Source organism: Paenarthrobacter sp. UW852 (assembly GCF_024608385.1).
Lineage (GTDB): Bacteria > Actinomycetota > Actinomycetes > Actinomycetales > Micrococcaceae > Arthrobacter.
On sequence record NZ_JAMSGY010000009.1, the window covers coordinates 69568 to 86875 of the forward strand.

At 64.1% G+C, this 17308-nt stretch carries 17 protein-coding genes and 1 riboswitch; of the genes, 5 read left to right on the plus strand and 12 right to left on the minus strand.

Annotated features, from left to right (window positions below; genetic code table 11):
• Positions 1 to 47: 47 nt before the first annotated feature.
• Complete coding sequence (gene ald / locus NEK97_RS15865; RefSeq protein WP_257370766.1) at positions 48 to 1166, minus strand: alanine dehydrogenase; 1119 nt, start codon at positions 1164 to 1166, stop codon at positions 48 to 50.
• A gap of 209 nt (positions 1167 to 1375) precedes the next feature.
• Here ald and NEK97_RS15870 point away from each other — a divergent pair, with 209 nt between their 5' ends.
• Positions 1376 to 2590, plus strand: coding sequence for a CdaR family transcriptional regulator (locus tag NEK97_RS15870; RefSeq protein WP_257370767.1), 1215 nt, complete (start codon positions 1376 to 1378; stop codon positions 2588 to 2590).
• A gap of 159 nt (positions 2591 to 2749) precedes the next feature.
• Here NEK97_RS15870 and NEK97_RS15875 read toward each other — a convergent pair whose 3' ends face one another.
• Positions 2750 to 3901, minus strand: a complete 1152-nt coding sequence (locus NEK97_RS15875; protein WP_257370768.1) for a hypothetical protein — start codon at positions 3899 to 3901, stop codon at positions 2750 to 2752.
• Positions 3902 to 3903: 2 nt separating this feature from the next.
• Positions 3904 to 4047: riboswitch (cyclic di-AMP (ydaO/yuaA leader) on the minus strand.
• A gap of 263 nt (positions 4048 to 4310) precedes the next feature.
• Here NEK97_RS15875 and NEK97_RS15880 point away from each other — a divergent pair.
• On the plus strand, positions 4311 to 5375 hold the full coding sequence (locus NEK97_RS15880) for an ATP-dependent DNA ligase (RefSeq protein WP_257370769.1): 1065 nt from the start codon (positions 4311 to 4313) through the stop codon (positions 5373 to 5375).
• Between the two features lie 61 nt (positions 5376 to 5436).
• On the opposite strand, the gene NEK97_RS15885 is transcribed toward NEK97_RS15880, so the two are convergent.
• The 5 genes from NEK97_RS15885 to ptsP all read right to left on the minus strand — a co-directional run bounded on the left by NEK97_RS15885 (position 5437) and on the right by ptsP (position 9036).
• On the minus strand, positions 5437 to 5700 hold the full coding sequence (locus tag NEK97_RS15885; RefSeq protein ID WP_235521087.1) for a DUF6480 family protein: 264 nt from the start codon (positions 5698 to 5700) through the stop codon (positions 5437 to 5439).
• A 132-nt stretch (positions 5701 to 5832) separates the two neighbouring features.
• Positions 5833 to 6636, minus strand: coding sequence for an alpha/beta fold hydrolase (locus NEK97_RS15890; protein ID WP_257370770.1), 804 nt, complete (start codon positions 6634 to 6636; stop codon positions 5833 to 5835).
• Positions 6617 to 7015 (minus strand): helix-turn-helix domain-containing protein, encoded by a 399-nt coding sequence (locus NEK97_RS15895; RefSeq protein WP_257370771.1) that lies wholly within the window; start codon positions 7013 to 7015, stop codon positions 6617 to 6619. The genes NEK97_RS15890 and NEK97_RS15895 overlap by 20 nt, the downstream gene beginning before the upstream one ends.
• A 24-nt stretch (positions 7016 to 7039) precedes the next feature.
• Positions 7040 to 7318, minus strand: a complete 279-nt coding sequence (locus tag NEK97_RS15900; protein ID WP_235521081.1) for an HPr family phosphocarrier protein — start codon at positions 7316 to 7318, stop codon at positions 7040 to 7042.
• Between the two features lie 32 nt (positions 7319 to 7350).
• Positions 7351 to 9036 carry a phosphoenolpyruvate--protein phosphotransferase gene (ptsP, locus tag NEK97_RS15905; protein WP_257370772.1) on the minus strand — a complete coding sequence of 562 codons (1686 nt, stop codon included), beginning with the start codon at positions 9034 to 9036 and terminating at the stop codon, positions 7351 to 7353.
• A 117-nt stretch (positions 9037 to 9153) separates the two neighbouring features.
• Between ptsP and NEK97_RS15910 the strand changes: the two genes are divergently transcribed.
• From NEK97_RS15910 to NEK97_RS15920, 3 genes are all read left to right on the plus strand, one after another.
• Positions 9154 to 9876: a TetR/AcrR family transcriptional regulator gene (locus NEK97_RS15910; RefSeq protein WP_235521078.1), complete on the plus strand. Its 723-nt coding sequence runs from the start codon at positions 9154 to 9156 to the stop codon at positions 9874 to 9876.
• A 65-nt stretch (positions 9877 to 9941) separates the two neighbouring features.
• Positions 9942 to 11978: a PTS mannitol transporter subunit IICBA gene (locus tag NEK97_RS15915; RefSeq protein WP_257370773.1), complete on the plus strand. Its 2037-nt coding sequence runs from the start codon at positions 9942 to 9944 to the stop codon at positions 11976 to 11978.
• Entirely contained in the window at positions 11978 to 13126 is a 1149-nt protein-coding gene (locus NEK97_RS15920; RefSeq protein ID WP_257370774.1) for a mannitol-1-phosphate 5-dehydrogenase, read from the plus strand. The genes NEK97_RS15915 and NEK97_RS15920 overlap by 1 nt, the downstream gene beginning before the upstream one ends.
• A 284-nt stretch (positions 13127 to 13410) precedes the next feature.
• Here NEK97_RS15920 and cycA read toward each other — a convergent pair whose 3' ends face one another.
• The 5 genes from cycA to NEK97_RS15945 all read right to left on the minus strand — a co-directional run bounded on the left by cycA (position 13411) and on the right by NEK97_RS15945 (position 17263).
• Entirely contained in the window at positions 13411 to 14871 is a 1461-nt protein-coding gene (gene cycA, locus NEK97_RS15925; RefSeq protein WP_257370775.1) for a D-serine/D-alanine/glycine transporter, read from the minus strand.
• A gap of 161 nt (positions 14872 to 15032) precedes the next feature.
• A complete protein-coding gene (locus tag NEK97_RS15930; protein ID WP_257370776.1) occupies positions 15033 to 15794 on the minus strand; it encodes an ABC transporter permease in 762 nt (253 codons plus the stop codon).
• The gene (locus tag NEK97_RS15935) at positions 15791 to 16570 is read right to left on the minus strand and encodes an ABC transporter ATP-binding protein (RefSeq protein WP_257370777.1); all 780 of its coding nucleotides are present in this window, start codon (positions 16568 to 16570) and stop codon (positions 15791 to 15793) included. The genes NEK97_RS15930 and NEK97_RS15935 overlap by 4 nt, the downstream gene beginning before the upstream one ends.
• Positions 16567 to 16932, minus strand: a complete 366-nt coding sequence (locus NEK97_RS15940) for a DUF1048 domain-containing protein (RefSeq protein ID WP_257370778.1) — start codon at positions 16930 to 16932, stop codon at positions 16567 to 16569. Before NEK97_RS15940 ends, NEK97_RS15935 begins: the two co-directional genes overlap by 4 nt.
• Position 16933: 1 nt before the next feature.
• Complete coding sequence (locus tag NEK97_RS15945; RefSeq protein ID WP_257370779.1) at positions 16934 to 17263, minus strand: PadR family transcriptional regulator; 330 nt, start codon at positions 17261 to 17263, stop codon at positions 16934 to 16936.
• Positions 17264 to 17308 lie beyond the last annotated feature (45 nt).

The window sequence follows — 17308 nt, forward strand, 5'->3', positions numbered from 1 at the left end:
TCGTGTGGAAGCCGCACCCCGCCGTCGGGCGGTTGTGGTTTTGCCCGTTAGGCGGAAACCAGGCTGTGCCAGTCGTTGACGAGGGGCAGGTTGTGCGCCTCGGAAACGGAGTGGTGTGCCACGTGGCCGGCGGCGATGTTGAGGCCGGCAGCCAGGGCGGGGTCGCGGTCGAAGGCGGCCTTGACGCCCAGGTTGGCCAGTGCCACGGCGTAGCGCAGGGTGACGTTGGTCAGTGCGTACGTGGAGGTGTTCGGAACGGCGCCAGGCATGTTGGCAACGCAGTAGAAGATCGAGTTGTGGACCTTGTACGTCGGTTCCTGGTGGGTGGTGGGGTGCGTGTCCTCGAAGCAGCCGCCCTGGTCCACGGCGATGTCCACCAGGACCGAGCCCGGCTTCATGCGGGCAACGAGCTCGTTGGTCACCAGCTTGGGAGCCTTGGCGCCCGGGATCAGGACGGAGCCGATCACGAGATCTGCGTCGATAACTGACTTCTCGATCTCGTAGGCGTTGGAGGCAACGGTCTTCAGGCGGCCCTGGTAGAGGGCATCGAGTTCGCGCAGCCGGTTGATGTTGATGTCCATGATGGTGACATCAGCACCGAGGCCCAGCGCCATGGCAGCGGCGTTGGTTCCCGCAACGCCGGCACCCAGGACAACAACCTTGGCCGGACGGACACCCGGAACGCCGCCCAGCAGCACGCCCTTACCGCCGGCCGGAGCCATCAGCGAGGAAGCGCCGACCACGACGGAGAGGCGGCCTGCTACCTCGGACATCGGTGCCAGCAGCGGAAGGGCGCGGCCTTCCTGCACGGTTTCGTAGGCGATGGCCGTGACGCCGGAGTTGATGAGCTCGGCAGTGAGCTCGGGCTCTGCGGCGAGGTGCAGGTAGGTGAAGAGGATCAGGCCCTTGCGGAAGCGGTGGTACTCGGCCGCGATGGGTTCCTTGACCTTCATGACCATGTCCGCACGACCCCAGACGTCATCGGCTTCGTTGACGATTTCGGCGCCGGCGATCGAGTATTCCTCATCGGTGATGCCCGAGCCGAGGCCTGCGCCGCGCTCAACCAGAACGGTGTGTCCGTGCGTGCGGAATTCGTGGACACCTGCGGCCGTGATGGCTACGCGGAATTCGTTGTTCTTGATTTCTTTGGGGACGCCGATGATCATTTGTGGGCTCCATCGTTAGCGGCCTCTTCGGCCGAAAATGTGTTGCGGGCTGTGGTTCCAGAATAAATCCGGCTGTGAGGCAGGCGACATGGAAGCCCAAGGCTACCAGTCAGCAAAAGGCCGGAAATTCAACGATCTTCTTCATATGGACTCGACATTTGTCGAGCACTCAAGCGTCAGGTGTCGCCTCCTGTTGGTACGCTTTCCAGATGCAGCAGGACGTGGAACAGATCGTAGAACGCGTCGCGTTGAAGCTCGGCCGCGGCTTGTCACTGGAAGACCTCGACGGCGTCCTCCTCGCCTACAGCTCCAACCAGTCGCACGCCGACCGCGTCCGCGTGAACTTCCTGCTCAGCAAGCGCGTCCCCACCGACGTCAGCGCCTGGCAGCTGTCCCACGGCATCTCCACGGCAGTACGCCCGGTGGTGGTTCCCGCCAACGACCAACTCGGGATGTTGGGCCGGGTCTGCGTCCCGCTACTGGTCCGCGGATTCCGGGTCGGCTACCTGTGGGTGCAGTTGGACGCTGAAGAGCAAAGCGCGACGGCGATACTCGCCGAACTGCCAGGCGTACGGGACGAACTGGACCTGTTGGCGGGACTGCTCCTCGACTCCAACACGGCCGAATCAGAGTTTCGGCGCCGCCGCGAGCAGGAGTTCCTTTCGGCCTGCAACGGCGAGTCCAACGCGGTGGCTGCCGTAGCCGGGTGGAAGGAAATCCAAGGGCGGGGTCCGTGGCAGCTGGTGACCATCCTCGACCCGGACGGTGCCGGGTCCGCCGTCGACCCCATCGCAGCAACCCTCACCCACCGCTCGGCGGCGCTGCAGTCCACGATCGGTGTCAACGCCGCCTTGTTCAGTGCCGGAACCGAGACGCATTCGGTGGTCCTGTTCCGGGAATCAGGCGGGAGGGCAGACCATGCACAGGTACTGGTGCACTACCAACTGGAACTCGCCAAGCGCGCCGGAAGGACGGTGGACCGCGTCATCCTTGGCATCAGTGAACCATTCCAGGTGATCCGGCAGATCTCCAGCGCCTACCGCCAGTCCAAAGTAGCGGCCCAGGCTGCCGCGGTTGACCTGCCGCTCGGCGAGCTCGTGGAAAGCCGAGCCGTAGGGGTTTACCAACTCTTTGATCGCCTTTTGGCGCCCGGTGGCTGGGATGACACCGGATCGGTCCACTACAGGACGCTGGAGGACCAGGACAGGAACGGCGAGCTCCTCCCGGTCCTGGAGTTGCTCTACGACAATGACGGTTCCGTCCAGGACGTCGCAGCGAAGCTCCATCTCCACAGGAGCAGCATCTACAACCGGCTGGGCCGGATCCGCCAGCTCATCGGGGCTGACCCGTTGAGCGGCGCGATCCGGCTTGAACTGCATGCGGCCCTGAAAGCACACCGCTGGGCACGGCGACCCAGGATCTAGGCGGCCTGTGCTCCCTGTTTCGGGGATCCGAGGACTAGGAACGCCTCAACCGCTGGCAGCTCCAGCGGCCCATCCTTCGCCTGAAGGTGGCGGTCCGGCTGCTGGTGCAGTACCGGCCATGCCATCCGATCGGCGTTGCCGTACGGGGTAGCCGGGTGCTCACTTCACGGCCTTCTTGGCGGCGTCCAGGATCGCGTCGAGGGCGGTCCCAGTGGATTGCGGGTTCGTTCCGGCGGTGGGGTTCCCGGTGGGGCGCGGCTTGGGAGTGGCGGTCGACGTCGGCGTGGGTGTCGGCGCGGGCGTCGGGGTGGTGGTCGGCGTCGGCGTGGTTGTCGGGGCCGGAGACGGCGCCGTGGTGACTGTATCGGCGGGCACATCGGTGGGGGCCGGGGCAGGCTGCGTCGGGACTGCCGCGGAGGCGCCCGGCGCCGGGTTAGCCGCCGACGGCGCCGCCGAAGGAACCCAAACCGGGGCCGCAAGCGAGACGTGCGGGGCCGGAACCGACGACGGCGACACCTCAGAAGGTGCCTCGGGGACGGTCGCCGGCTGGCCAGCTGCCGATGAGGATGACGCTGTTGGCGCTGCCGACGAGGCCGACGGTGAGGACGCGGTGGAATAGGAAGCCCGAGGCCCGGGCGCAGCCGAGCCCGACTCCCTGTCCCCATGGGCGCTCGCATCTTGGGCGGGGGTTTCATGGCCGAAGAACGGCAGCTCAAGGGCCTGGCCGAGACCTCCCGCTGTGAGCACCAGTCCTACAGCGCCGGCAACAACGGCCATACGCTGGCTCATCTGCTTGACCGATGCGGCCTTTCGAAGCACGGCTTGGGGTTCGCGGTTGAACGACGACGACGAGCCAAAGCCGGTCCTGGCGGGGACGGGAGTAGGTGCCGGCCCGGCAACGTCGACGATGGGGATGGCTGCCGTGGCGGGCTCCGGTGGTGTGGACTGCTGCGTGTCCGGCTTGGGTGCCGGCTTGGCAACGTCGACGATGGGGATGGCTGCAGTGGGAGGGCCCGGAGTGGTGGACCTCGGTGCCGCGGCCTGGGCGGCCTGCACTGCCGGGATCGCGGCGGTGGCCGGTTCTGCGGGTTCGGCTTCAGCCCGGGCTGCCCTTTCCCGCTCGGCTGCCCGGGCAGCCGCGCGCGTGGTGGGCTGGGCAGCAGCGGCGGGTTCCGGCGTCGTACTTGGTGCCTGAGGCGCCGTGGCTGCTTCGGTGGCGGATCCGCTGGGTTCGGCCCGACGGCGTCCGGTTGGCTTGGTGCGCTCGCGTTCGATGAGGGCGCGGCGCGGCTGATCCATGGTTGGGGACATGGTGGTTGCCTCTCAACGCCTTCGAGGTTAGCTGTCGGGTTCGGACGAGGCCGTCCGGCCGCCGAAGCGGCTTCACCCCGAGGACTTGGAAAGTCCGGGAACTTGTGGGTCCCCCGCCTCTGCCGCGGGTCTGGCGGATCCCGGATTGCGGCAGAGCTCGGCGTCAATCCGGAAGCGGCCCAGCGGAGATACGGGTCGCCCTACGACGGTACATGAGCCGGAAAGTAAAGTCACATTAATGTAACGGACGGTACGTCGAGCTAGGCGGGAGGCTCCGTGCGCCTAGGCTTCGGGGCCGGCGCGGGAGCCGGCTACTGGTGCTGGAACTCCGAGTACTGCCCCAAACACGGCCAAGATATCCACCGCCTAAGACTAGCTTCGGCGTCCGACGGCAGGGTAGACATTTCCTATGGACCTGCCAGTGATGCCGCCCGTCTCGCCCATGCTTGCCAAATCAGTTCCGGACATCCCCGATGTGGGTCACTACGAGCCGAAGTGGGATGGCTTCCGGACCATCGTTTTCAAGGATGGGGACGAGGTCATCCTGGGCAGCCGCAACGAGAAGCCCATGACGCGCTACTTTCCCGAGCTGGTTGAGGCGCTGAGGAAGAACCTCCCGGAGAAGTGTGTGATCGACGGTGAGATCGTCCTGATCGAGGGCAACAGGTTGGAATTCGAGGTCCTCCAGCAACGGATCCACCCCGCGGACAGCCGGGTCAGGATGCTCGCCGAGAAAACGCCGGCTTCCATGGTCGCGTTCGACATTCTTGCCCTGGGCGAGGAAGACCTGATGGGCAGGCCCTTCTCGGAGCGCCGGGCCATCCTGGAATCGGCCTTGGCCAGGGCCGAACCGCCCGTCTATGTGACTCCGGCGGTAACAGACCTCGAGCGGGCCAAGGAATGGTTCGTGCAGTTGGAGGGCGCGGGCCTGGACGGGGTTCTCTCCAAGCCGCTGGATGGAACCTACCAACCCAATAAGCGCGTGATGTTCAAGACCAAGCATGTTCGGACCGCGGACTGTGTGGTGGCCGGGTTCCGCTGGCACAAAACTGCGAAGGTGGTGGGTTCCATGTTGTTGGGGCTCTACGACGACGCCGGTCGGCTGCACCACGTGGGGGTGGTGGCATCGTTCCCCATGGCCAAGCGGGAAGCACTGGTTGCCGAGCTTGAGCCCTACCAGGTGGATCTCGCTGATCACCCGTGGGGCGAGTGGGCCAAGCAGGACGAGGTTGCCGGTGGTTCTCGGATGCCTGGTGCGCAAAGCAGGTGGAGCGGGGGCAAGGACTTTTCGTTTGTGCCACTGCGCCCCGAGCTTGTGATCGAAGTGGCGTACGACTATATGGAGGGCGACAGGTTCCGCCACACCACGCAGTTCCGCCGCTGGAGGCAGGACCGGACTCCGGAGAGCTGCACGTACGCGCAACTGGAGGAGCCTGCCGATTACGATCTCGGGGAGATCCTGAGCCTGCCGTAGAACGTTGCCAGCCCGCTGTTACGTTGTCGGCCCGCAACGTAACAGCGGGGTAGCGACGAAATTACTCTTCGTGTCCCTGGTCGCTGCTCATGCTGCCTTCGGCCGGCGGCGTTTCGCCCGGGGGTACCCCTCCGCCTGGCTCCAATCCCGTGACGTTGCCGTCCAGGGGATCAGGGTTGGCAGAGGCCGCGGGATCGTCGTCCTCGTCCTGGCGCATGTCCGGATCTTCGTGGATGCTGTCCGCATCGGCGGTGGTGTCGAAGGGTCCGGTCGCGCCGCTCACGCCGAAGGTTTGGGGATCGTCTTCCGGGTCATAGCTGGTCATGGTCAAACCCTTTCGTAAGCAGACTTACTATTCGCTTGCCTGGCCAGCCTAGCGTGATCCCGCCGGAGCCAACAAGGGGCACCCAACCCAGGCTCCGGCGTCGTGCCCCAGCGCCTAACTGTGCTGGGTGGCCTAACTGTGCTGTGTGGTCGCGGCGACGAAGCTGCGGATGGCGTCCGCCACCGCTTGCGGGCGCATATGCTGCGCTACGTGCCCCACTCCGGGAATCTCCACCAAGCGCCCTTGGTCCACGGTTCGGGAGAGCCGGAGCGACCAGTCGGGGCCTGCCACCTGGTCCCGGCTTCCGCGCAGGACCAGCACAGGCACCTTGATGCCGGCCAGCCGCTTTTCGGTGGGATAGCCCATCATCACCGGGAGTTCGGTGAGGTACCAGCGGAGCCCGCATCGGAAGTAGTCGGAGATGACGATCCAATTGGACGAGGGACTTTCTCGCAGGACGCCGTCCAAGGTAAGCGCCAGCGATTGCCGGAGGATACTCTTGTGCCTCGAATCCACCACCGGCCCCATCAACACCAGGCGCTGGACCCGCTCGGGCGCATGCAATGCCGCTTCGATGGCAAACTGCACACCCATGGAATGACCCACCAGGACGTACCGATCGATGCCCCGGGACGCCAAGGCTTCCGCGATGAAGGCACCATAATCCTCCACCTGGAGCTGCCTGTCCGGCTTGGCGGTCCCCGCGAAACCGGGCAGGTCGAAAGAGTAGGTTGGTGCGTGGGCGGCGAGAACGGCGTGGAGCCGCGACAAATACCGGTGCGACACCCCGATGCCATGGATCAGGACGTACGCCGGTTCGTCCCCGGAGCCAGTCGCGGGTGTCCCAGCGGTCCAATGGATCCGACCAACCAGTCCCGAAACCTCGACCTCGGCAACCTCAAACGTGGGCCGCTGCCTAATCGTTGGTTTCGTCATGGTCCTCGGACTGCTTCTTTCGCTGCGTTTCAAGCCACTCCATGATGGCTGCCTGCCGGATCCGACGATGCGTGCCCCGGTACTCCACGGGAATCTCGCCACGATCGGTCATGTTGCGCAGATACGTGTGCGAGATGCCCGCGAGCTCCGCTGCCTGGGATGTGGTGAGCATTTCCTCCACGCTGCTGACCGTCACCGTATCGCCCCGGCCCAGCCGGGCAAGGAGGTCGACGACGGCGTCCCTCGCCTGATCGGGCAGGCGGTGGACTGTGCCATCCACGAACACAGTGATGTCGTTGCTGTCCTGGAGGGAACGCGCGAGATTCCGGGCGTCGTCGGCGGGGAGGCCGGCCGTGACGCGGGGAGCTATCAGTGCCATGCCAGAAGCCTAGCCCGGAAGAACCTATTCCGCGTCCAGGTCCGTCTCCAGCAGCTTCACCAGTGCGTCCAGCGCGGCATCGGCGCCATCGCCCTCGGCCCGCAGCACCACAACGTCCCCCTTCGCTGCGCCGAGCGTCATGAGCGAAAGGATGCTGGCGGCGTCGAGCGCGTCATCGGCAGGGGCGCCCTGCATGGCAATGGTGACCTCCACAGGCTGTTCGCCGGCTGCCTCCGCGAAGAGTGCGGCCGGGCGGGCGTGCAGGCCGGAGCGGCTGGCGATGGTGGCTGTGCGTTCAGGCATGGTTTTCTCCTGGTATTCCGGACGGATAGGGGTTAAAGCCCGAGCTCTTCAAGCACGGGAAGCTTGGCGCGGACCCAGTCGCGCGCTTCGGTGGCGCTGGGAGCTGACAGGGCAAGGCGGGCCAGCTCCTGTGCTTGTTCCAGCGTGACGGTCTTCAACACGGTGCCGACTGCAGCCAAGGAGCGCGCAGTCATGGACAGCGTGGTGACACCCAGCCCGGTCAGTACGACGGCGAGGGCCGGGTCCGCGGCTGCCTCACCGCAGACACCCACCGGCTTGTTGTTGCCTTCCTGGGCTGAACCTTCCACCGTGAGCTGCACCAGGCGGAGCACTGCAGGTTGCCAGGGAGTGTTGAGCTCGGCGAGGGGGCCCAGTTGGCGGTCGGCGGCCATGGCGTACTGCGTGAGGTCGTTGGTGCCGAGGGAGGCGAACCCGACTTCGCGAAGGACGGTGGCGGATGTGAGGGCGGCTGAGGGAACCTCCACCATCACGCCCGGTGTCTTGATCCCGGCCGCAGCACACAGCGAGGCGAAGCGTCCGGCTTCGGCCGCCGTGGAGATCATGGGAGCCATGACCCAGACGTCGGCCTCGGATTCGGAAGCTGCCCGGGCGATGGCTTCGAGCTGGCGCTCAAGGACACCCGGCGTGGTGAAGTCCGTGCGGTAACCACGCACACCCAGCGCGGGGTTGGGTTCGGTGGCGTCCGTGAGGAACGGGAGGGGCTTGTCGGCGCCGGCGTCCAAGGTCCGCAGGACCACCTTCTTGCCCGGGAACGCATCAAACACGGCCTTGTACGCTGCTGCCTGCTCGTCCACGGAGGGCTCGGTGTCGCGTTCCAGGAAGCAGAATTCGGTGCGGAAAAGGCCGACGCCCTGGGCTCCGAGGCCGGCGGCTGCCACGGCGTCCTTGGCACCTCCGACGTTGGCGAGGAGCGGTACCAGGTGGCCATCCGCCGTCGTACCGTTTCCGTCGAATTCGGCGAGGGTGGCGGAGGTTTCCGCCCAGGCGGTCGCAGCTGCGCGCTGTTCCTCGCCCGGTTCCAGGGTGACAGATCCGGCCGCGCCGTCCACGTACACTTCGGAGCCGTCGGCGATCGAGTCGACGCCGTGGGCGGCAACCACTGCCGGCAGGCCGAGTGAGCGCGCGATGATGGCGGTGTGCGACTGTGGTCCGCCTCCGGACGTTACCAAGGCGAGCACCACGGCCGGATTCAGCGTCGCGGTGTCGGCGGGGGCGAGGTCCTCGGCCACAAGGATGAAGGGGGTTTCGGAGGACGGGATGCCGGGAGCGGGCACGCCACGAAGTTCGGCCACGATGCGGGCCCGCACGTCCAGGACGTCCGTGGCGCGTTCGGCCATGTAGCCCCCGAGGTTGTGCAGCATTTCGGAGACGGATGCACCGGCCTCCCAGATGGCGCGTTCAGGGGAGGAACCGGCGTTGATCAGCTTGGCTGCCGATTTCAGGAGCATGGTGTCCTTGGCCATCAGGGCCGTGGCCTCCAGGACGGCTTTGCCATCGCCTGAGGCAGTGTCCGCGCGGCCCTTGAGCTCGTCGTGGACGGATTGGGCTGCCGCCTTCAAGCCGGCGACGGCGTCTTCCGGACTCAATCCCGCGGCCAACCTTTCGCCCGACGGCGGTTCGCTCACCGGCTTGGGCATCTGGCGGACGGAACCAATGATGCGGCCAGGGCTTACCCCTACGCCTTGGAAATTCTGCACTGAATCCTCTGTTCCTGCTTGTTGGTTCAGACCCGCCGGCGACGGCACCGGGAGCCCCATAAATAACTCTTGTGAGCCACTTCATATAGCAACGCTATAGGTGCTAGGGTAGCGGTTATGAGTTTCGATGACCAGCTTCCGCCCAAAATTCGGTTGCTTCGCGCAGCTGCCGAATTGCTGGCGAATTCGGAAGGGTCAGCGGTCTCAACGCGCCAGATCACCAAGCTTGCCGGGGTCACGGCGCCCACGCTCTACCACCACTTTGGTGACAAAGAAGGGCTTTTCGACGCCGTCGTTTCCGCCGGTTTCGAAGAGTACGTGGCGGGGGAGCGGGATTTTGCACCGTCCGGGGAGCCCTTGGAAGATGTCCGGCGGATGTGGGACAACCACGTCCAGTTCGGCCTGACCCAACCCCATCTGTATCTGGTGATGTTCGGCAACATCAGGCCGGAAAGCCGCCCAGCAATCGTGGCCGATGCTGAAGCGCTTCTGGAAGAGATGCTGAACAAGGCCGCTATCTCCGGTCAGATCAACGTGCCGCCCCGCGAAGCGGCACGAAGCATCCTTGCGGCCAACGTGGGCGTCACGCTCATGCTGATCGCAGAACCGGTGGAAGAACGGAACCTCGAGCTCTCAACGATGACCCGGGATTCCATGATTTTTGCCGTCTCCACGGACACCGCCCGTGGCGCCGCAGCGGACGACTCCGGCAAGTCCTCGGTTGTTGTTGCGGCAATCGCCCTGAATGCGGCACTGCAGGCCTCGCATTCGGACCAACTATCCAGCTCTGAACTGAAGCTTTTCCTTGAGTGGCTTCACCGCATTTCCAGCAGCTCCTAAGGCTGTTCTCGCTCGATCTGTATCGACTGACCCGCGCCGCCGCGGGATACACGTTAGGAATTCACATGGCAACAGAGACAGTTGCGAAGCCCCGCACCAGCGCCCGCGTTGGTGTCCAAAAGTTCGGAACATTCCTGTCCGGCATGATCATGCCCAACATTGGCGCTTTCATCGCCTGGGGCCTCATCACGGCTTTGTTCATCAAAGTCGGCTGGATTCCGGTCCCGGAACTGGGTGGGTTCGGCACCAATGACAAGGGTGCCCCCAACGTCGGCATCGTTGGCCCCATGGTCACGTACCTCCTTCCGCTCCTGATCGCCTACACCGGCGGCCGGATGGTCTACGACGTCCGTGGTGGCGTCGTTGGCGCCATTGCCACCATGGGTGTCATTGCCGGTACGGACTCGCCCATGTTCATCGGTGCCATGATCATGGGCCCGCTGGGCGGCTGGACCATGAAGCAGATCGACCGCCTGTGGGACGGCAAGATCCGTCCGGGCTTCGAGATGCTGGTGAACAACTTCTCCGCCGGCATCTGGGGTGCAGCGTTGGCGTTGGGTGGCTTCTACGGCCTCTCCTGGGTCGTCAAGCGTTTCACGGAAGGCGCAGGCAGCGTGGTCGAATTCCTGGTCAACAACGGCCTGCTGCCGTTGACCAGCATCTTCATCGAGCCCGCCAAGGTACTCTTCCTCAACAACGCCATCAACCACGGTGTGCTGACCCCCTTGGGTATCCAGCAGTCGCTTGAACACGGCAAGTCCATCCTGTTCCTGCTCGAAGCCAACCCCGGCCCGGGCCTGGGCATCCTGCTGGCGTACATGTTCTTCGGTCGCGGCGCCGCACGGGCATCTGCTCCTGGCGCTGCCATCATCCAGTTCTTTGGTGGCATCCACGAGATCTACTTCCCGTACGTCCTGATGAAGCCGATCCTCATCCTCGCTGCCATCGGTGGCGGCATGACGGGCATCGCAACCCTGGCCATCACCAACTCCGGCCTCGTTGCTCCGGCAGCACCGGGTTCCATCATTGCTGTCATTGCCCAGACTTCACGCGATAGCTACATTGGCGTCATCCTCGCAGTTGTCCTTGCAGCGACGGTGTCCTTCCTCATTGCCTCGCTGATCCTGCGTACCTCCAAGAACAAGGGCGAGGACGATCTTTCCGCGGCCACGTCCCGAATGGAGGCCATGAAGGGAAAGAAGAGCTCGGTCTCCTCCGCACTGGTGGGCGACGCCGGCGGCCGCAGCGATGTGGCTGTACTGACCCGTCCCGTACGGAACATCGTGTTCGCCTGCGACGCCGGCATGGGCTCCAGCGCCATGGGCGCTTCGGTCCTGCGCAACAAGATCAAGGCGGCCGGCTTCCCGGACGTGAAGGTCACCAACTCGGCCATCGCCAACCTGAGTGACACTTACGACGTCGTCGTTACCCACCAGGACCTGACCGAACGCGCCCAGCCGAAGACCTCCAGTGCAGTGCACTACTCGGTGGACAACTTCATGAACAGCCCCAAGTATGACGACATCGTCGAACTCGTGAAGACCAGCAACACCGAAGGCTCTGCCGCCGGTTCAGGCCCCGCCGTCGCGGACGCTGACGGAACTGCCGAAGCAACAGCAGCCGGCGCCCATGGTGCGCACGCTGCCGAGCCTGCCGCCGACGTCGAAGGTAAATCAGTACTGCTGCGCGAAAGCGTGATCCTCAACGGCAAGGCTGGAGACCGCGACTCGGCGATCGACGAAGCCGGGCAGCTCCTGCTGGACCGTGGCGCAGTGGACATGAGCTACGTCCACGCCATGCACGAGCGCGAAGAATCGGTGTCCACCTACATGGGCAGCTTCCTGGCCATTCCGCACGGCACCAACGACGCCAAAGAGCACATCATGCACTCGGCAGTGTCCATCATCCGCTACCCCGAGGGCATCGATTGGGGCGGCAAGCAGGTGAAGTTCGTGGTCGGCGTGGCCGGCATCAACAATGAACACCTCCACATCCTGTCCTCCATCGCGAAGATCTTCACCAACAAGGCGCAGGTTGCCCAGTTGGAGGAGGCCACCACGGTTGAGGAAGTCCTGGAACTGTTCGGAAAGGTCAACTCATAGTGAAGGCAGTCCATTTCGGGGCAGGTAATATCGGGCGCGGCTTCGTGGGGTTGCTGCTCCACGAAGCGGGCTATGAGGTGGTGTTCGCCGACGTCGCGGACGCCCTGATCAGCCAGCTCGCCGAGGCCACCAGCTATGACGTCCACGAGGTTGGCGACAACCCTGCGGTGAAGACCGTGGAAGGCTTCCGGGCTTTGAACTCAGCGACGCAGGAAGCCACCGTTGTGGAGGAAATCTCGACGGCGGATGTGGTCACCACCGCGGTGGGGCCCCACATCCTGAAGTTCGTCGCTCCGGTGATCGCCCGCGGGTTGGCCGCCCGCCCCGTGGACCTGCCGCCGTTGCAGGTGATGGCATGCGAAAACGCCATCAATGCCACTGATGTGCTGCACTCCGAGATCCGGGCCGCCTGGGACGACTCCGCCGGGGACCTGGACGCCGTCGCTGTTTTCGCGAACACGGCGGTGGACCGTATTGTCCCCAACCAGGCGCCGGGCCAAGGCCTGGATGTCACGGTGGAGACGTTCTACGAATGGGTCATCGACCGGACCCCGTTCGGCGGCAACGCTCCGGTCATTCCCGGGGCGACCTTCGTGGACGAGCTTGGACCGTACATCGAGCGCAAGCTCTTCACTGTGAACACGGGCCACGCTTCCGCGGCCTACTTTGGCTACGCGGCCGGCATCGAGAAGATCTCGGACGCCATGGCTGATCCTTCGGTGGCCGCCAAAGTCCGGGCTGTGCTGGAGGAGACCAAGGAACTCCTGGTGGCCAAGCACGGTTTCGATGAGGCTGCGCAGGAGGCGTACGTGCAGAAGATCCTGCAACGCTTCACCAACCCGCACCTTCCCGACACCGTGAACCGCGTGGGCCGTGCGCCCCTGCGGAAACTCAGCCGGCACGAGCGGTTCGTTGGTCCGGCAGCTGAGCTGGCCGAGCGCGGCGTCACCCCCGTGGCACTGCTCGAGGCGATGTCCGCAGCCCTTCGGTTCGACGATGCTTCGGATGTCGAAGCCGTGGAGCTCGGAAAGCTGCTGTCCGAGCTGGACGCGGCCGCCGCCGTCGAACGGATCACGGAACTCACGCCTGCGCACCCCCTGTTCCCCGCGCTTCAGAAACTCGTGGAGGACCGCCAAGCGGAGCTCTGACGCTCTCTCATGTTCCGCCCGGTTGGGCGTGACGCTCTCTCATGTTCCACCTAAAGGCCCGGCGTCGAGCACTCACCTGAGTGTCCGACGCCGGGCCTTTCCGCGCCGGTGAGTGAGGGTTGGTGGGAAGCGGTTGGAATGTGAGTGAGGGTTGGTGGGAAGCGGTTGGGATGTGAGTGAGGGTTGGTGGGAAGCGGTTGGGATGTGAGTGAGGGTTGGAAACAGAAAAGCACGACGGCGGGCACCCAACCGGGTGGCCGCCGTCGTGCTTTCAGTGTGCGGGTTTAGCGCGCTGCCGCGGTTTCGGCGTCTGCCATCGCCTTCCATTCGGCCACGCGGGCCTGATGCAGGGGCGATTTCCGGACCACCGCGTAAGCGACACCCAGGATTGCGAACCAGATGGGCGTCACCAGCAGGGCGGTGAGTGTGTCCGGCTGCGTGGTCAGGGCCCACACCAGGAATGCGAAGAACGCGAACACCACCCACACCATCACAATGCCGCCGGGCATCTTGAACGGTGAAGCGGCGTGCTGCTCGGGCCGGCGTTTGCGGAACACGAGGTAGCTGGCCAGGATGATCGACCAGACGAACATGAAGCAGACGGCGGACACGGTGGTCACCATGTCGAAGGCAACGCCAACGTCCTTGCCCGCGTAGAGAAGCGCGACGCCGGCCAGCAGCAGGACGCACGAGAGGAACAGTGCGTTTTGGGGTACTTTGCGGCTGGAGAGCCGGCCGAAGAGCTTGGGTGCGTCGCCGTCGTTGGCCAGGCCGTAGACCATGCGTGACGTCGAGTAGATGCCGGAGTTGGCCGAGGACATGGCAGAGGTAAGGACCACGAGGTTGACCACAGTGGCGGCCATGCCGAGCCCGGCAAGGGAGAACATGGCGATGAACGGGCTTTGACCTGCCTTGAACTCGGTCCATGGGGTGACGGACATCAGGATGATGAGGGCGCCTACGTAGAAGAGCATGACGCGCAGGGGGATGGCGTTGATGGCGCGGGGGAGGTTGTGTTCCGGGTTCTTGGTTTCGGCGGCGGCTGTGCCCACCAGTTCGATGCCCACGAACGCGAAGACGGCGATCTGGAAGCCGGCCACGAAGCCCATGAATTCCTTGGGGAAGAACCCGCCGTGGCTCCAGAGGTTGGTGAAGCTGGCTGTTCCCGCGTTGGACTGGAAGCCGGTGAAGATCATGACCAGGCCCACCACGATCAGCGCAACAATGGCCACGATCTTGATGAGCGCGAACCAGAATTCGGTCTCGCCGAAGGCTTTGACGGTGGGCAGGTTCAGGAGCAGAAGGATGATGATGGTGGCCAGGCCCGGGATCCAGAGCTGGATTCCCGGCCACAGCTCGTTGGCGTAGCCTGCGATCGCGATGACGTCCGCAACGCCGGTGACTACCCAGCAGAACCAGTAGGTCCAACCCGTGAAGAAGCCTGCCCACGGGCCCAGGAGATCGCCCGCGAAGTCGCTGAAGGACTTGTAGTTCAGGTTGGACAGCAGGAGCTGGCCCATGGCCCGCATCACGAAGAAGAGCATGAAGCCGATGATCATGTACACGAAGATCACGGAGGGGCCGGCAACCGAGATGGTCTTGCCGGAGCCCATGAAGAGGCCCGTTCCGATGGCGCCGCCGATGGCCAGGAGCTGGATGTGGCGGTTGCTGAGCGAGCGTGACAGGTGGGGCTCGCTGTCCCTGCTTGAGGAGCGGAGTCGCCCCTGTGTTGTCTGGTCGGACATTAGTTCAAGAACCCTTCGAAGGACCCGCCATAATAGTGACGGCCGTTACAAATGTGTTCGATAAAGCTATAGCTAATGTCTGACCAATTGCGAATCGGTCTGCATGGCGAAAGCTCCCCTGATGAGAAAGGGAGCTTAGGCCGTTGTTTTGGTTGCTCGGATCAGGCGATTTGGCGCTTGTAGGCCGCGGTGGCAAATACGTAGGCGAGGACCAGGATTCCCAAGCACCAGGCCAAGGCGACCCAGATGTCGCTGCCCACCGGGCGCTGCGCGAACAGATCCTGGATGGTGTTCACAATCGAGGTGACCGGTTGGTTCTCCGCGAACCAGCGCACCGGTCCCGGCATGGTCTCCGTGGGGACGAAGGCCGAGCTGATGAAGGGCAGGAAGATCAGCGGGTACGAGAAGCCACCGGCGCCATCCACCGACTTGGCGGACAGGCCCGCGATGATGGCGATCCAGGTGAGCGCCAGGGTGAACAATGCCAGGATTCCTATCACGGCGAGCCACTCCAGCACGCTGGCTGAGGTGCGGAACCCCATGAGGAGCGCCACCAGCACGATGATCACCAGTGAGAGTCCGTTGGCAACGAGCGAGGTCAGGACGTGCGCCCACAACACCGACGAGCGTGCGATCGGCATGGACTGGAATCGCTCGAAGATTCCGCTCTGCATGTCGGTGAACAAGCGCACCGCGGTGTAGGCGATGCCTGAAGCGATGGCTATCAGCATGATGCCCGGGAGCAGGTAGTTGACGTAGTTCCCCGTATCGGTCCTGATGGCGCCGCCGAAGACGTAGACGAACAGCAGCATCAGGGCGACGGGTGTGATCGCGGTGGTGATGATGGTGTCCACGCTGCGGAAAATGTGCCGCATGGACCGCCCCAGCAGGACAGAGGTGTCTGCGAAGAAGTGGATGTTCATGACCTGTCCTTTACTGAATCATTGCTGCCTGTGCCCACGAGCGCCAGGAAGATGTCCTCCAGGCTGGGCTGCTTCTCGACGTATTCGATCTTGGCCGGCGGAAGGAGCTGCTTGAGTTCGGCGAGCGTGCCGTTGGCGATGATGCGTCCCTCGTGAAGGATGGCGATGCGGTCTGCCAGCTGCTCGGCCTCGTCGAGGTACTGGGTGGTGAGCAGGACAGTGGTGCCCTTGTTGGCAAGGTTCTTGACGATCTGCCACACCTCCAGTCGGGCTTCCGGGTCGAGTCCGGTGGTGGGCTCGTCCAGGAAGATCACCTTCGGGTTGCCGATCAGGCTCATGGCGATGTCCAGCCGGCGACGCATACCGCCGGAGTACGTTGCCACCTTGCGGGGCCCGGCCTCGGTGAGGCTGAACTGCGCCAGGAGCTCGTCCGCGATCTGCCCGGCGTTCTTCAAGTGCCGCAGCTTCGCCACGAGCACCAGGTTCTCCTTGCCGGTCAAGACCTCGTCCACTGCGGCGAACTGACCGGTGAGGCTGATGGACTGCCTCACCTGGAGCGACTCGGCGGCGACGTCGAAACCCTCGACGGCGGCCGTTCCGTCATCCGCTTTGAGCAGCGTGGACAGGATCTTCACCATGGTGGTCTTGCCCGCGCCATTGGAGCCGAGAAGGGCGAAGATGCTGCCTGACGCTACCTCGAAGTCCACCCCGCGGAGAACATGGAGATCTTTGTAGGATTTCTCGATACCCTGAACGCGGATTGCAGTTGATGTCATGACTCTGCCTCTTTCGCTTTGTTGACCGCCTTCTGCAGGCGCTCGCGTTCCTTGTCAATCCAGCGCTTTCCGCCGTATGCCTGGGCGAAGGACTCGGCGAACTCCACCGGATCTTCGCCGACGATCTCGCTGACAGGTGTGCCGTCGACGGCGGCGCGCTCCCACAGGTCTGCGAAGTCCGTGAACATCTGGACCATGGTGTCGCCCTCGGTCACGCCGCCGTAGTACATCAAGTACCGGTTGAAGGCGGTGGCTACGGTGAGGTATGGCTCGGGCAAGGCATCCAGCCGTGCCTTGGCTTGCTTGTACTGCTTCTTCTGTTCGAGCGATCCGGTGACCAGTTCGATCCATTTTGCTGCCATGTCAGTTCCCTTCCTTGCGGAGCTGTTCAAGTCGTTCGGACAAGAAGCTCCAGGTGTTCCAGAATTCGTTCAGTTCGGTTTTGCCTTGAGCGTTGAGCGTGTACACCTTCCGGGGTGGCCCCTTTTCGGACGGCCGCTTCTCGACGTCCACCAGCCCCTTTTGTTCGATCCTGACCAGCAGCGCGTACACGGTGCCCTCAGCGATCTCGGTGAAGCCCCGCTCCCGGAGCAACGTGGTGATTTCATATCCGTACGCTGCCTTTCCGGTCAGGAGGGCCAGGACGATTCCCTCCAATGTGCCTTTGAGCATCTCGGTCATTTGCTTGCCCATCAGACACCTCCATTCGCTACTCAGTATTACTAGCTACCACTACAT

What these genes read in the sequence shown, in the direction of transcription:
- NEK97_RS15890 (WP_257370770.1), bottom strand. Translation starts at nt 6,636, where the DNA reads ATGACGAAACCAACGATTAGGCAGCGGCCCACGTTTGAGGTTGCCGAG.
- cycA (WP_257370775.1), bottom strand. Translation starts at nt 14,871, where the DNA reads ATGTCCGACCAGACAACACAGGGGCGACTCCGCTCCTCAAGCAGGGAC.
- NEK97_RS15910 (WP_235521078.1), top strand. Translation starts at nt 9,154, where the DNA reads ATGAGTTTCGATGACCAGCTTCCGCCCAAAATTCGGTTGCTTCGCGCA.
- NEK97_RS15945 (WP_257370779.1), bottom strand. Translation starts at nt 17,263, where the DNA reads ATGGGCAAGCAAATGACCGAGATGCTCAAAGGCACATTGGAGGGAATC.
- NEK97_RS15930 (WP_257370776.1), bottom strand. Translation starts at nt 15,794, where the DNA reads ATGAACATCCACTTCTTCGCAGACACCTCTGTCCTGCTGGGGCGGTCC.
- NEK97_RS15880 (WP_257370769.1), top strand. Translation starts at nt 4,311, where the DNA reads ATGGACCTGCCAGTGATGCCGCCCGTCTCGCCCATGCTTGCCAAATCA.
- NEK97_RS15935 (WP_257370777.1), bottom strand. Translation starts at nt 16,570, where the DNA reads ATGACATCAACTGCAATCCGCGTTCAGGGTATCGAGAAATCCTACAAA.
- NEK97_RS15915 (WP_257370773.1), top strand. Translation starts at nt 9,942, where the DNA reads ATGGCAACAGAGACAGTTGCGAAGCCCCGCACCAGCGCCCGCGTTGGT.
- NEK97_RS15900 (WP_235521081.1), bottom strand. Translation starts at nt 7,318, where the DNA reads ATGCCTGAACGCACAGCCACCATCGCCAGCCGCTCCGGCCTGCACGCC.
- NEK97_RS15895 (WP_257370771.1), bottom strand. Translation starts at nt 7,015, where the DNA reads ATGGCACTGATAGCTCCCCGCGTCACGGCCGGCCTCCCCGCCGACGAC.
- NEK97_RS15875 (WP_257370768.1), bottom strand. Translation starts at nt 3,901, where the DNA reads ATGTCCCCAACCATGGATCAGCCGCGCCGCGCCCTCATCGAACGCGAG.
- NEK97_RS15940 (WP_257370778.1), bottom strand. Translation starts at nt 16,932, where the DNA reads ATGGCAGCAAAATGGATCGAACTGGTCACCGGATCGCTCGAACAGAAG.
- ald (WP_257370766.1), bottom strand. Translation starts at nt 1,166, where the DNA reads ATGATCATCGGCGTCCCCAAAGAAATCAAGAACAACGAATTCCGCGTA.
- NEK97_RS15870 (WP_257370767.1), top strand. Translation starts at nt 1,376, where the DNA reads ATGCAGCAGGACGTGGAACAGATCGTAGAACGCGTCGCGTTGAAGCTC.
- NEK97_RS15885 (WP_235521087.1), bottom strand. Translation starts at nt 5,700, where the DNA reads ATGACCAGCTATGACCCGGAAGACGATCCCCAAACCTTCGGCGTGAGC.